This is a genomic window from Streptomyces sp. NPDC042364, assembly GCF_056437585.1.
Genome location: NZ_JBWKAJ010000005.1, coordinates 155,354 through 169,214, shown reverse-complemented (window position 1 = coordinate 169,214; position 13,861 = coordinate 155,354). Strand labels below are relative to the sequence as shown.

General features: G+C 71.3%; 10 protein-coding genes. 7 read left to right on the top strand and 3 right to left on the bottom strand.

Translation table 11 applies throughout. From position 1 onward, the window contains the following. Positions 1-194: 194 nt before the first annotated feature. Positions 195-3,170: an SARP-family global regulator AfsR gene (gene afsR / locus AC067N_RS12540; RefSeq protein ID WP_478678866.1), complete on the bottom strand. Its 2,976-nt coding sequence runs from the start codon at positions 3,168-3,170 to the stop codon at positions 195-197. A gap of 325 nt (positions 3,171-3,495) precedes the next feature. On the opposite strand from afsR, the gene AC067N_RS12535 reads away from it, so the two are divergent. The 3 genes from AC067N_RS12535 (at position 3,496) to AC067N_RS12525 (ending at position 6,540) form a co-directional block, all read left to right on the top strand. Continuing rightward, positions 3,496-4,746, top strand: coding sequence for an amidohydrolase family protein (locus AC067N_RS12535; protein ID WP_478678865.1), 1,251 nt, complete (start codon positions 3,496-3,498; stop codon positions 4,744-4,746). A gap of 64 nt (positions 4,747-4,810) precedes the next feature. Next, positions 4,811-5,713, top strand: coding sequence for an LLM class F420-dependent oxidoreductase (locus AC067N_RS12530; RefSeq protein WP_478679119.1), 903 nt, complete (start codon positions 4,811-4,813; stop codon positions 5,711-5,713). Positions 5,714-5,976: 263 nt separating this feature from the next. Continuing rightward, positions 5,977-6,540 (top strand): LuxR C-terminal-related transcriptional regulator, encoded by a 564-nt coding sequence (locus AC067N_RS12525; RefSeq protein ID WP_478678864.1) that lies wholly within the window; start codon positions 5,977-5,979, stop codon positions 6,538-6,540. Positions 6,541-6,692: 152 nt separating this feature from the next. On the opposite strand, the gene AC067N_RS12520 is transcribed toward AC067N_RS12525, so the two are convergent. Next, positions 6,693-7,484, bottom strand: coding sequence for a hypothetical protein (locus AC067N_RS12520; RefSeq protein ID WP_478678863.1), 792 nt, complete (start codon positions 7,482-7,484; stop codon positions 6,693-6,695). A gap of 113 nt (positions 7,485-7,597) precedes the next feature. After that, on the bottom strand, positions 7,598-8,335 hold the full coding sequence (locus AC067N_RS12515) for a hypothetical protein (RefSeq protein WP_478678862.1): 738 nt from the start codon (positions 8,333-8,335) through the stop codon (positions 7,598-7,600). Positions 8,336-8,529: 194 nt separating this feature from the next. On the opposite strand from AC067N_RS12515, the gene AC067N_RS12510 reads away from it, so the two are divergent. The 4 genes from AC067N_RS12510 to AC067N_RS12495 all read left to right on the top strand — a co-directional run bounded on the left by AC067N_RS12510 (position 8,530) and on the right by AC067N_RS12495 (position 13,800). Beyond that, positions 8,530-9,282: an SDR family NAD(P)-dependent oxidoreductase gene (locus AC067N_RS12510; protein ID WP_478678861.1), complete on the top strand. Its 753-nt coding sequence runs from the start codon at positions 8,530-8,532 to the stop codon at positions 9,280-9,282. 142 nt (positions 9,283-9,424) lie between these two features. Then, positions 9,425-10,543, top strand: a complete 1,119-nt coding sequence (locus AC067N_RS12505; protein ID WP_478678860.1) for an LLM class flavin-dependent oxidoreductase — start codon at positions 9,425-9,427, stop codon at positions 10,541-10,543. A gap of 60 nt (positions 10,544-10,603) precedes the next feature. Then, positions 10,604-12,334, top strand: coding sequence for an N-acyl-D-amino-acid deacylase family protein (locus AC067N_RS12500; protein WP_478678859.1), 1,731 nt, complete (start codon positions 10,604-10,606; stop codon positions 12,332-12,334). Beyond that, positions 12,331-13,800, top strand: a complete 1,470-nt coding sequence (locus AC067N_RS12495) for an aldehyde dehydrogenase family protein (RefSeq protein ID WP_478678858.1) — start codon at positions 12,331-12,333, stop codon at positions 13,798-13,800. Before AC067N_RS12500 ends, AC067N_RS12495 begins: the two co-directional genes overlap by 4 nt. Positions 13,801-13,861 lie beyond the last annotated feature (61 nt).

The following is a 13,861-nucleotide window of genomic DNA, read 5'->3' as shown; positions in this document are numbered from 1 at the left end:
CGATATCGGTCGCCGAACGAGCGTTCCAGGCGGCCTCAGGGTAGCCATGCGGCAGCCATGAGGCCGGAGAGACCCGTCTGCCCCCCGACACGACGGATCGACAAGGTTCAGACTGGCAGGGGGCCATAAACGTTCGATGAACGGCCGCAGCCCGGCGGCGGGCCGAGGGCCCGGGGTCCGGTCCTGTTCGGGGGTCAGGCCGCTGCCAGGGGGTGGAGGAGGCCGCGTACCTCGGCGGCCTCGGGGGAGCCGGACTGTTCGTAGAGGCCGAGGGCGTCGTACCAGCAGGCGCGGGCGCGGTCCGTCTGGCCGAGGGCCAGGAGGGCCTTGCCCAGGAGGGTGAGGGCGTTGGCCCGCATCCAGTCGCCGCCGATACAGCCGGTGGCGAGGGCCTGTTCGGCGTGCTGGGCGGCCTGCGCGGGACGGCATGCGGCGAGGTGCGCCTGGGCGATACGGAAGTGGGTCGTGCCCTCCCAGAGGCGCTGACGGCTCTCGGTGAAGAGCCTGAGGGCCTCGTCGAGCTGCTCCAGGGCCTCGTGGAGGCGGCCGGCCTGGGTGAGTACGGTCCCCGAGGCGTAGCGGGCGTTCGCGAGGCGTACGGAGAGGCCGAGCTCGTCGTAGATCTCCACGCCCCGCTGGGCCAGTTCGACGGCCTGGTCGGTGCGGCCCATCGAGGCGAGGGACCGGGAGAGGTTGCAGACCGCGCTGGCCTCGCCGGGCTTGTTGCTGTCGGCCCGGAACGCTTCGATGGCCCTGAGCAGGAAGGCTTCGGCGTCCGGGAAGCGGGCGGTGCAGTTGGCGATGATGCCCAGCTGGTTGGGGGCGGTGCCGCTCGTCCAGGGGTCGCCGGCGGTCTCGTTGACGACGTCGGCGCGCCGGGCCTCGCGTTCCGCCTCGTCGAAGCGGCCTGCCTGGCTGAGGACCTGGGCCAGGGTGATGCGGGCCCTGGTCTCGGCGTGCGCGTCGCCGAGCCGTGCGGCGGCGTCGCGGGCGGCGAGGGTCGTCAGCTCGTAGCGGCGGGAGCCGGCCCCGGACTCCGCCAGGTCGATGGTGGCCAGCAGCAGGTCGACGGCGCGGCGGAGGGTGGCCGGGCCGAGGGACTGCTGGACGCAGGCGAGGAGGGGTTCCGCCTCCGCGTGCAGCCAGTCCAACGCGTCCGACGCGGAGGTGAACTCCCGGCCCGCGTAGCGGCTCTTCTCCAGGTGGGCGACCGTGCGGTCCCCCGGCCGTTCGATGGCGTACACCTCCGCCGCCGTGGCCAGGTAGAAGTCCAGCAGCCGGGACATGGCGGCGTCCCGCTCGCTCGGCGGTTGCTCGTCCCGTTCGGCGCACGCGCGCGCGTAGAGGCGGACGAGGTCGTGGAAGCGGTAGCGGCCGGGGGCGGCGGACTCCAGGAGGGAGGTGTCGACGAGGATCTCCAGGAGGTCCTCGGTGTCCTCCGGCGGGAGGTCCAGTACGGCGGCCGCGGCGGCGAGGGAGATGTCCGGGCCGTCGGCGAGGCCGAGGAGGCGGAAGGCGCGGGCCTGGGCCGGTTCGAGCTGGCCGTAGCCCAGCTCGAAGGTGGCCTTCACGGCCAGGTCGCCGGCCTGGAGCTCGTCCAGCCGCCGGCGTTCGTCGGCGAGTTTGGCCGCGAGGACGGACACGGTCCAGGTTCTGCGCGCGGCGAGGCGGGACGCGGCGATACGGATGGCGAGGGGCAGGAAGCCGCAGGCGGCGACGACGTCGAGGGCGGCGTCCCGCTCGGCGGCGACCCGTTCCTCGCCGACGATCCGGGTGAAGAGCTGGAGTGCCTCGTCCGGGGACATGACGTCGAGGTCGACGAGGTGCGCCCCGGCCAGGTCGACCATGCGCACCCGGGCGGTCACGAGGGCCGCGCAGCCGGCGGTGCCGGGCAGCAGGGGCCGGACCTGGGCGGCGTCGCGGGCGTTGTCGAGGAGGACCAGGACCCGGCGGCCGTCCAGGACGGAGCGGTAGAGCGCGGCCCTTTCCTCCAGGGAGTCGGGGATCGCCGAGTCGGCGGTGCCGAGGGCGCGCAGGAACGAGCCGAGGACGGTCTCCGGGTCGGCGGGCCGGGCGCCGGCGCCCTGGAGGTCGACGTACAGCTGTCCGTCGGGGAAGGCGGGCCGGGCCTGGTGGGCGACGTGCACGGCGAGGGTGGTCTTGCCGACGCCGCCGATGCCGGCGAGTGCAGAGACGGCCATGACCTGGCCCTCGGCGGCGGACGCGGCCGACAGCACCTCGCTCAGCTCGGAGACGAAGGCGGACCGGCCGGTGAAGTCCGGGACGGTGGCGGGGAGCTGGGCGGGGCGTACGGCGGTGGCGGCGGGCTCGGCGGCGAGCGGGGCGGAGGGTTCGGCGAGGGTCGGGTCGGCCCGCAGGATGCGCTGCTGGAGCTCGCGCAGGCCGGGTCTCGGGTCCACGCCGAGCTCGTCGGCGAGGAGGCGGCGGGTGTCGGCGTAGACGGCGAGGGCCTCGGCCTGCCGGCCGCTGCGGTACAGGGCGAGCATGAGGAGTTCGCGCAGCCGCTCCCGCAGGGGGTGTGCGGCGGTGAGGGCGGTCAGCTCGGACACGGCCTCGGCGTGGCAGCCCTGCTCCAGGTCCATGTCGAGGCGGGACTCGACGAGTTGGAGCCGCCATTCGTCGAGGCGGGCCCGCTGGGTCTCCGCGTACGGGCCGGGGACGCTCGCCAGGACCTCGCCGTCCCACAGGCCGAGCGCCTTGTTCAGCAGCAGGCGGGCCTGGCACAGGTCGCCGGAGCTCTTCGCCTTCTCGGCGTCCGCGGCGAGGTCCTGGGCGACGGCGAGGTCCAGCGCGCCGCCCGACAGGGAGCGGATCGCGTAGCCGCCGGACTCGCTGACGAGGACGTCGGGGGAGAGGGCCTTGCGCAGCCGGGAGGCGTAGGTGCGGACGGCGGCCAGTGCCTGGGAGGGCGGGTCGTCGCCCCAGAGCGCGTCGATGAGTTCGCTCGCGGTGGCGGTACGGCCCTCGCGGAGCAGCAGTGCGGCCAGTAGGGCGCGTTGCTGGGGCGAGCCGGTGGTGAGGGGCTCGGTGCCGCGCCAGGCGCGTACGGGTCCGAGCACGCTGAACCGGAGCCGGGCGGCGGTCCGGGCCTCCGGCTCCGGGGTCGCGGGGTCTTCCGGATCCGGGTCCGTCGGTCCGGGCGCCGGCATCGGAATCCGTCCTTCCACGGAACCCCGCTGTTCCGGCACCCGCGGCTCTCCAGCCTCCGGCACTCGCGACTCACCGCCCATCGATGCCCCCCAAGGCCTCTGTTATCCCGGCCAGTTTGCCTTGTTCATGGCAGATACGTCAGCCGTGCGAGACCCCGATCACAGGGTGCCGTGCGGGATGTCACCAGGTCCACACAACCTCTCCTCGACTTGCCGGGGCCCTGACGCGGCGTGGTCCGCCGGCCGTCCGGCGGGTGGGCCGGGGGTGCGGCAATGACCGACACGAGAGCTGACGATCCGTCAGATCGGCGCTACCGTGGCGCACATGGAGACAATGGAGAGCGACACGGCATTCCCGAAGATCATCTCCGTCGACGACCACACGGTGGAGCCGCCGGACGTCTGGCAGGACCGGCTCCCGAAGAAGTACCGGGACATCGGCCCCCGGATAGTCCGCGCGCCGCTGAAGGAGATGACCTTCCTCGGCGGCCGTTTCAGGCCCGTCATGGGCGCCCCCGGTGACGACGGCCCGATCGGCGACTGGTGGGTGTACGAGGATCTGCACCGCCCCCTGACCCGCCTCGACACCGCCGTCGGCTACTCCAGGGACGAGATCAAGCTGGAGATCATCACCTACGAGCAGATGCGCCCCGGCTCGTACGACGTGGAGCAGCGCCTCGCCGACATGGACGTCAACCACGTCCAGTCCGCCGTCTGCTTCCCGACCTTCCCCCGCTTCTGCGGCCAGACCTTCACCGAGGCCGCGGACCACGAGCTGGGTCTGCTGGGGGTGCGGGCGTACAACGACTGGATGGTGGAGGAGTGGTGCGGGCCGAAGGCGCGGGGCCGGCTCATCCCGCTCACCCTCATCCCCCTCTGGGACGCCGAACTGGCCGCCGCCGAGGTCCGCCGCAACGCGGCGCGCGGGGTGCGGGCCGTCGCGTTCTCCGAGATCCCGCCGTACCTGGGCCTGCCCTCCGTGCACACCGACGACTGGGACCCCTTCTTCGCCGCCTGCGACGAGACGGGCACGGTCATCGCGATGCACATCGGCTCCAGCAGCCGTATGCCGTCCACGTCCGCCGACGCGCCGCCCGCCGTCGGCTCCACGATCACCTTCGCCAACTGCTGCTTCTCGATGGTCGACTGGCTGATGAGCGGCAAGTTCGAGCAGTTCCCGAACCTCAAAGTCATGTACGCCGAGGGCCAGATCGGGTGGATCCCGTACATCCTGGAGCGGGCGGACGTGGTGTGGGAGGAGAACCGCGGCTGGGGCGGTGTCGCGGACAAGGTCCACCGGCCGCCGTCCGAGCTGTTCGCCGAGCATGTCTTCGGCTGCTTCTTCGACGACGCGTTCGGGCTCCGCAACCTCGACGCCATCGGGGTGGGCAACGTCCTGTACGAGACGGACTACCCGCACTCCGACTCCACCTGGCCCAAGTCGAGGGAGGTCGGCGAGTCCCAGATGGGGCACCTCGCCCCCGATGTCGTCGACCGGATCGTGCGGCGCAACGCCATCGACCTGCTGGGGCTGACGGACGACGGGCTGTGGCCGGGGCCGGGGAGCGCCCGTTGACCGGGGCCGGGCCGGCGAGCGGGGCGGAGCGGTGAGCGGGGGCGGAGCGGTGCTCCGCTACGGGATGCAGCTTCCCGTGCAGTCGCAGAGCACCCTCTACGCCGAGCCGTGGGAGGCGGAAGCCGGGCCCGAGGATCTCGTCGAGATCGCGCGGGCAGCCGACCGGGCCGGGTTCGCGTATGTCGCGGTCTGCGACCACGTGGCCATACCGCGCCGCCTCGCGCCCGCGATGAGCACGGTCTGGTACGACCCGGTCGCCACGCTCGCCTTCCTCGCCGGGGTCACCCAGCGGGTCCGGCTGCTCAGCCATGTCGCCGTCGTCGGCCTGCGCCACCCCCTCCTTACGGCCAAGCAGTACGCCACCCTCGACCACCTCTCCGGGGGCCGGCTGATCCTCGGGGTGGGCGCCGGTCACGTACCGGAGGAGTTCGAGTCGCTCGGCGTCGACTTCGAGCGCAGGGGGGCCGTCCTGGACGAATGCGTGGACGCGCTGAGGGCCGCGCTCGGCCCCGACGAGTTCCCTTCCCATCACGGCAAGCTGTACGACTTCGAGGACCTGGGCCAGCGGCCCCGCCCGGCGCAGGCACGGGTGCCGCTGTGGGTCGGCGGATCGTCCCCGGCGGCCGTCCGCCGGGCCGCCGTCCGCGGTGACGGCTGGCTGCCTCAGGGCGACCCGCGCGACCGGCTGCCGGGGCAGATCGCCCGGCTGCGGAGGCTGCGGGAGGAGGCGGGGGCCACCGGGCCCTTCACGGTCGGCGCGATCGCCGAGCCGCTGTACGTCGGGGAGCCGGCGTGGGAGGTCGGCCGCCGGACGCTCAGCGGCCCTCCGGAGGCGCTCGCGGAGTCGCTCCGGGCGTACGCGGCGATGGGTGTGGACCAGGTGCAGGTGCGGTTCCGCAGTCGCAGTCGGTCCGAACTCACGGAGCAGATCGAGGAGTTCGGGGAGCGGGTGGCTCCGCTGCTGTAGTCGGGCGGTGGGATGGGGGCCTGTCCGGCAGGCAGACGATCGCTTATTGAAACTTCGAACAACTGACGTCCGAGTCACGTATGTACGTACGTCATGGCCTCGGCGGAAGGACACGCGAAGTGCGAGCCCCCCGGCACGTCCTTACTACCCGGCAGGTCGGCACCACCGCTTCCGCGGCCCGGAGGCGGGGGCCGACCGTCGCGATCGCCTGTGCCGAGGGCGAGTGGCCGCACGGCGACTGGCCGGCCCCGGACGACCCGTACGTGAGCGGTGCGCTGCTCGTCCCGCCGCCCTACCACGCGCTGCGGGAGACCGAGGTGGACGTCGTGGTCCTGCGCTGCGAGGACCCGTCGGTCTCCTTCGCGGGATTGCTGAGGGCCATGGGCTCCGTGAGCGCGCCGGTGATCGTCGTCAGCCCCCGGCGGGACCCGGAAGTGGTCGTGGAGGTGTTCCGGGGCGGCGCGGGCTATCTGGTCGAGGGCGACTACTGCACCTGCATGCTTTCCTCGGCGGTCATGGCCGCCACAGTCGGCCACACCTACCTCTCGCCCATCGCCTGTGTCGGCCTGCGCGACACGGCCCGGCGGATGCCCGGTGAGAAGACGGCACGGGAACGGCTGGGCTCCCGGCTCTCCCCTCGCGAACGGCAGATCATGGAGCTTCTCTCCACCGGCCTCGGAGCCCACGAGATCGGACTGCGGCTGCGGCTCAGCGAGAAGACCGTCCGGAACAACCTCAGCAACATCTACGCCAAGCTCGACGTCCGGGGAGGCACGGAAGCGGTTCTGCGGTGGCTGGGGGCGACGACTCCGGGAGTTCGCGTTTGAGAACGAGTCTGTGAACGGTTTCGGGATCCGCTTCGAGAGCTGCTCCGAGAGCGGTCGCGAGACGGGAAATGGGCCAGTCGCGAAGAAACTCTGATCAGTCATGGAAGAACCCCCGCGCATCAGCGCGGGGGCACTCTTGTCTTCCCCTGCGTCTACTCCACCGAGATGTCCGTGAGCGCGACCTCCGCGTCCGTCACGTTCGTTCCGCCCTCACCGAATCCGGGTTCCGCGCGCACGCTTCCCTCGCTGTTGATGATTCCGTTGGCCTGAGGAGTGCCGCACTTCACGTTCCGGAGCCAGAGACGGCCGTCGGGCGTTCCGTTGGAGAGAAGCTGCGGATAGAAGGCGTGGATGGTGGTGGCGTTCTCGCTGGGGGAGAAGAACACCTTCTGGCCGTCCTGGGCCTCCTTGTACGTGGCGCGCAGGAAGCCGCTGACGTCGGTGCGCTTGTGGGACCACATGAAGAAGGCGATGTGGTCGGGCTTCACCACGTCGCTCCGCTTGAAGGTGAACGACGACGACGATTCGTCGGTCTTGACGTTGAAGTCCGTGACGTTGAACGTGACGCCGACCTCGAAGAACGAGTTCCCGAGCTTCGTGTCGCCGCTGACGCTGGAACCGTCCTCCAGCTGGATGACCCGGGCCACCGTCGCGGTGCCGCTGAACTCCTTCTTCGCCTCGGTGTCGATGCCGCAGTTGTCGGTGACGCTGGTGACCCGTTCGTTGGGACCGAAGCTGTTGCGCTTGTTCTGGACGGGCACGAACTGGCAGTTCTCCAGCTTGTCCGAGTCCGTACGGCAGTCGGTGGCCACCTCGTCGGGTGTGGCGGCGCCGGCGCTGTACATCAGCGGGACGGCCAGCCCGAGGGCCACGACCGGTGCCAGGGCGAGGGTGATGCGCTTCTTCTTGCTCCGGTGGTTGCCGCTGCGGCCGGTGCGTGACATGCGTGTCTCCAGTGCGGGGAAGTCGGGGGAAGCCTTTGACGGATGTGGTGGGCGATGCGGGGAAACGGGGAGGTGGGGGACGGGCGGAGGCGTGGAGCGGGATCGCGCCGGCTTCAGCAGTCGGTCAGGACCGCCTTGGACGTGCCGTCCACCAGCCCGGGGCCGCCCGCCGCACCCGGCCGGATGACGGGTCCCTCGACGACGTCCGGGGCCACGAAGTTCTGCTCGGGAGAGGGGTTCACGGCGAATGACCCGGGGTCGGCGTCGATCCGTACCCGCCATTCGCCGGTCATCCGCTGCATCTTCGGCGTGAACGTGACGTGCAGGACCTTGCCGACGGGGACTTGCCGCTGTTCCGACTCGGTGGCGGTCGCCGACTTGGTGGTCATGTCGAGCGTGCCCTTGTGCTTGGTCCAGGCAAGGCCGATGGCACCGAACAGACCGCCGAGAGCGCCCTGCTGGGTGGCCGTGTACCTGCCCTGGCCCTGGCCGACCGTCTTGGAGAACTCGGTGGTGACCTCGGCCGGCTCGGTGGCGTTCGGCTCGCAGTTGGGGAAGTCGACGGTCACCTTCTCCGCGGGACCGTCGAACACCTCGAACTTCGTCTCCACGAAATCACAGTTGTCGGCGGCGAAGCCGTCGCCGAGTCCGCCCCCGAAATCGCTGGTCGACTGTTGTTTCCCGTTGAGGACGGCCGCCCTCTGGCACATGGCCACGATCTGTTCGGGGGTCTTCTCCTCGGCCGCGTTCGCCGACGGAAGCAGCACGGTGACGGCGGCGGCCCCGGTCGCCAGGGAGGCGCCGATCGCGACGTAACGGACCTTCTTGTTCTTGAAGCGCCTCTTGGCCATGACCGTTTTCTCCTTGGGGTGCCTTTACCTTTCGACGGGGAATTATTGAGGCTTCATCAAACTCTGGGCAGGGTCAAACATCCCTACTCCCGAGTCATCTGGAGTTGCATAAGTGATTTGCTGCACATGATCTGACGCTATGTCAGATATGGCGGTACCCTGACCTCGGCCAACGCCGCGCGAAGGGAGTCCGCATGGGCAAGCTCGACGGACGTGTCGTCCTCGTCACAGGTGCCGCACGGGGCCAGGGGGAGCAGGAGGCCCGGCTGTTCCGGGAGGAGGGGGCCGAGGTCGTGGTCGCCGATGTCCTCGACGGCCAGGGGGAGTCGCTCGCGAAGGAGATCGGCGGGCTCTACGTCCACCTGGACGTGAGCCGCGAGGACGACTGGCGGAACGCCGCGGCGGCGGCCAGGGAGGCGTACGGCCGGGTCGACGGGCTCGTCAACAACGCCGGCATCCTGCGCTTCAACTCCCTCGTCGACACCCCTCTCGACGAGTTCATGCAGGTCGTGCGGGTCAACCAGACCGGTGTCTTCCTCGGCATCAGGACCCTCGCCCCCGAGATCGAGGCGGCCGGCGGCGGCACGATCGTGAACACCGCGTCGTACACGGGAATGACCGGCATGGCGTACGTGGGCGCGTACGCCGCGACCAAGCACGCGATCGTCGGCCTCACCCGGGTCGCCGCGCTGGAGCTGGCGCGCAAGGGAATCCGGGTCAACGCGGTCTGCCCCGGCGCCGTCGACACCGCGATGACCGACCCGGGCGACGAGGTGTCCGCCGAGGCCGTCGCCAAGCTCTACCGCAAGCGGATTCCGCTCGGCCGGATCGGCCGCCCGGACGAGGTCGCCCGTCTCGCCCTCTTCCTGTCCTGCGAGGACTCCTCCTACATCACCGGGCAGCCCTTCGTGATCGACGGAGGCTGGCTGGCCGGGGTGAGCCTGTGACCGCACGGCGGGAATCCCGTCATCTGACGGCAGGTCAGCTATTGACGCTCCACGGGGCCGGTGGAACAGTCGGCCCTGTCGAGATCTGACGTAGTGTCAGAAACTGCCCGCCGGGCAGCATGGCTGAGGACGGTGAACCTCCTTGGAATTCGGGCTCTTTGTACAGGGATACGTGGGCAAGCGGGCCGAGACCGACCCGCTCGCGGAGCACAAGGCGCTGATGGAGGAGACCGAGTACGTCATCCAGGCGGACCGGTCCGGCTTCAAGTACGCCTGGGCCTCCGAGCACCATTTCCTGGAGGAGTACTCGCACCTCTCCGCCAACGACGTCTTCCTCGGCTATCTCGCGCACGCCACCGAGCGGATCCACCTCGGCTCCGGCATCTTCAACCCGCTCGCCCAGGTCAACCACCCGGTGAAGGTCGCCGAGAAGGTCGCCATGCTCGACCATCTCTCCGAGGGCCGCTTCGAGTTCGGCAGCGGCCGGGGCGCCGGCTCCCACGAGATCCTCGGGTTCATCCCCGGGGTGACCGACATGAACTTCACCAAGGAGATCTGGGAAGAGACCATCGCGGAGTTCCCCAGGATGTGGCTCCAGGACGAGTACCCCGGCTTCCAGGGCAAGCACTGGTCGCTGCCGCCGCGCAAGGTCCTGCCCAAGCCGTACGGGAAGTCCCACCCCGCGATGTGGTACGCCGCCGGGTCGCCGCCCTCGTACGCCATGGCCGCGCGCAAGGGGCTCGGCGTGCTCGGCTTCAGCGTGCAGAAGGTCTCCGACATGGAGTGGGTGCTGGAGCAGTACAAGACCGCGATCGTGGACGCCGAGCCCGTCGGGGACTTCGTCAACGACAACGTCATGGTGACGACCACGGCGATCTGCGCGCCGACGCACGAGGAGGCCGTACGGGTCGCGGTGAACGGCGGGCTGCACTATCTGCCGTCGCTCGTGTTCCGGTACCACGACACGTTCCCCCGGCCCGAGGGGTTCCCGGTGTGGCCGGAGACGCTGCCGCCGTACGACGAGGAGTTCATCGAGCTGCTCATCGCCGAGGAGCTGCTGATCTGCGGGGACCCGGACGAGGTGCTCACACAGTGCAAGCGGTGGGAGCAGGCCGGGGCGGACCAGCTGAGCTTCGGGCTGCCGGTGGGCGTGCCCAAGGAGCAGACGCTGCAGACGATCCGGCTGGTCGGGGAGCACGTCATCCCGAAGATCGACACGGACCCCGTGCACCGGACGTCGCGGTTCAGGGCGGCAGGGTGAGGTGCCCCTGAGGGCACGGCGGCACCCCCATCGTCACCAGTCACCCGGAAGGAGCGAGGCATGCTCGACCATGTCATCAAAGGTGTGACCGTCGTCGACGGGACCGGCGCGCCCGCGTACACCGCCGACGTGGGGACACGTGACGGGCGTATCGCCGTCGTCGGGAACGTCACCGAACAGGCCCGTACGTCCGAGGACGCGGCCGGCCTCGTCCTCGCCCCAGGGTTCGTCGACCCCCACACCCACTACGACGCCCAGCTGTTCTGGGACCCGTACGCGACCCCCTCCCTCAACCACGGGGTGACCACGGTCGCCGGCGGGAACTGCGGGTTCACGCTGGCCCCGCTCAACCCCGCCCGGCCCGAGGACGCCGACTACACCCGGCGGATGATGTCCAAGGTCGAGGGGATGTCGCTGGTCGCGCTGGAGCAGGGGGCACCCTGGAACTGGCACGGGTTCGGCGAGTACCTCGACGCCCTCGACGGGCGGATCGCGGTGAACGCCGGGTTCATGGTGGGGCACTGCGCGCTGCGGCGGTATGTGATGGGGCCGGACGCGATCGGCGGGCAGCCCACCGAGGCGCAGCTGGCCGACATGGTCCGGCTGCTGCACGAGGCGATGGAGGCGGGCGCCTGGGGGCTGTCGACCACCCAGTCGTCCTCGCACAGCGACGGTGACGGCCGGCCGGTGGCGTCCCGGCACGCCCGGCCGGCCGAGCTGATCGCTCTGTCGCGGGCCGTGGGCGAGCACGAGGGCACCCAGATCGAGGCGATCGTGGCAGGCTGCCTCAACCAGTTCAGCGACGAGGAGATCGACCTCTTCGTGGAGATGAGCTCGGTCGCGGGACGCCCGCTGAACTGGAACGTCCTCACGATCGACGCGGCCGTCCCCGAGCGGGTGCCCAGGCAGCTGGAGGCGAGCGAGCGGGCCCGGAAGGCCGGCGGCAGGGTGGTGGCCCTGACCATGCCGATCCTCACCCCGATGAACATGTCGCTGGGCACCTTCTGCGCGCTCAACCTGATCCCCGGGTGGGGCCCGGTCCTGGGTCTGCCCGTGCCCGAGCGGATCGAGCGGCTGCGCGACCCGGAGGTCCGCGCCGAACTGCTGCGGCGCGCCGACAGCAAGGAGGCGGGCGTCTTCCGGCGGCTGGCGAACTTCGGCCGGTACGTCATCGGGGACACCTACAGCGCCGCGAACGAGGGCCTCACCGGGCGGGTCGTGCAGGACATCGCGGCGGAACGCGGCCAGGACCCCTTCCACTGCCTGGTGGAGATCTGCGCCGCCGACGGCCTGCGCACGGTGCTGTGGCCCATGCCCACCGACAACGACCCCGCTTCCTGGGCGCTGCGCGCCGAGACCTGGCGGCACGAGGACGTCCTCCTCGGCGGCTCCGACGCGGGCGCCCACCTGGACCGCATGTGCGGTGCCCCGTACACCACCCGGTTCCTCGGGGACTGTCTGCGCGGCCGGCAACTCGTCGGCCTGGAACAGGCGGTCAAGATGCTGACCGACGACCCGGCGCGGCTCTTCGGGCTCCGCGAACGCGGGCGGATCGCGGAGGGCTGGCATGCCGACCTCGTCCTCTTCGACCCGGAGCGGGTCGACGCCGGCAAGGCCACCCTGGTGCACGACCTGCCGGGTGACAGCCCGCGCCTGGACTCCAGGGCCATCGGCGTACGGGCGGTCTGGGTCAACGGCGTCGAGGTGATCCGCGACGACGTGGTGACCGGGGCGGTGCCCGGCAAGGTGCTGCGGTCGGGGCGCGACACCCGCACGGTGAGTACGAGGTGAGCGCCTCCGCGGGCTCCCCGGAGCGGCAGCGGTTGTTCATCGGCGGCTCCTGGGTGGAGCCCGACGGCGGGCACTACGAGGTGATCGACCCGGCTACCGAGGCGGTCGTCGGGCTGGCCCCGGAGGCCTCGCGGGAACAGGTCCACGCGGCCGCCGCCGCGGCCCGCGAGGCCTTCGGGGCGTGGTCGCGCACCTCCCCCGGCGAACGGGCCGCCGTGCTCGCCCGCACGGCCGAGCTGATCCGGGCCCGGCTGGTCCCGTACGCCGAACTCGCCGGGGCCGAGTCCGGGGCGACGACCGGTACCGCGCGGGGCATGCAGGTCTCGGTGGCCGCCGCCCGCTTCCAGCGGTACGCCAGGCCGGAGCCGGTCGAGGAGCCGATCGCCCCCCAGGTCAACGAGGCCGGGCCCTTCGGCAGGGCGGCGGTGATGGGCGCCCTGGCCGTACGGCAGCCGGTGGGCGTCGTCACCTGCATCACCTCGTACAACAACCCGTGGGCGAACCCGGCGGGCAAGGTCGCCCCCGCCCTGGCCATGGGCAACACGGTCGTCGTGAAGCCCGCCCCCCAGGACCCCCTGTCGGTGTACCGCATGGCCGAGGCCATGGAGGAGGCCGGCGCCCCGCCGGGCGTGGTGAACGTGGTCGGCGGCGCAGGCCCGGGGGCCGGTGAGGCGGCCGTGGACTCGCCCGACGTCGACATGGTCAGCTTCACCGGCTCCACGGCGGTCGGCCGGCGGATCGCGGAGGTCTGCGGACGCGACATGAAGCGCCAGCTGATGGAGCTGGGCGGCAAGGGCGCGGCGATCGTCTTCGACGACGCGGACGTGCCGTCTGCGGTGGCCGGCATCGGCACGACCTTCTCCTTCTACAGCGGGCAGATCTGCACCGCGCCGACCAGGGTCCTCGCACAGCGGGGCGTCTACGACCGGGTGGTGACGGGACTCGCCGTGTACGCGCGCCGGTTGCCGGTCGGCGACCCCCGCGCTCGGGGCACGGTCGTCGGCCCGGTGATCTCGGCGGCCCACCGCGACCGCGTCGAGTCGTACGTCGAACTGGGCCGCAAGGAGGGCGCCCGGGTGGTCACCGGCGGCGAACGCCCGCCGCTCGACCGGGGTTTCTACGTCGCCCCCACCCTCCTCGCGGACTGCACCCCCGACATGCGGGTCGTGCGGGAGGAGATCTTCGGCCCGGTCGTGGTCGTCCTCCCCTTCGACGACGAGGAGGACGCGGTGACGCTCGCCGACGCCACCGACTACGGCCTCATCGACTACGTCTGGTCCGGCGACGTGGCCCGGGCCTTCCGCGTGGCCCGGCGCCTGCGCGCGGGCGGCGTCGGCGTGAACACGGTCGGCCGCAACATGGAGGCGCCGTTCGGCGGCTTCAAGAAGAGCGGGGTGGGGCGCGACGTGGGCTCGTACGCCCTGCACGCCTACAGCGAGCTGCAGGCGATCGTCTGGGCGGGGTGAGGGAGCGGGCCGAACAGTGGTGACGATGCGTCAACTCCGCCCTCCTCCTTCCTCTTCCTTT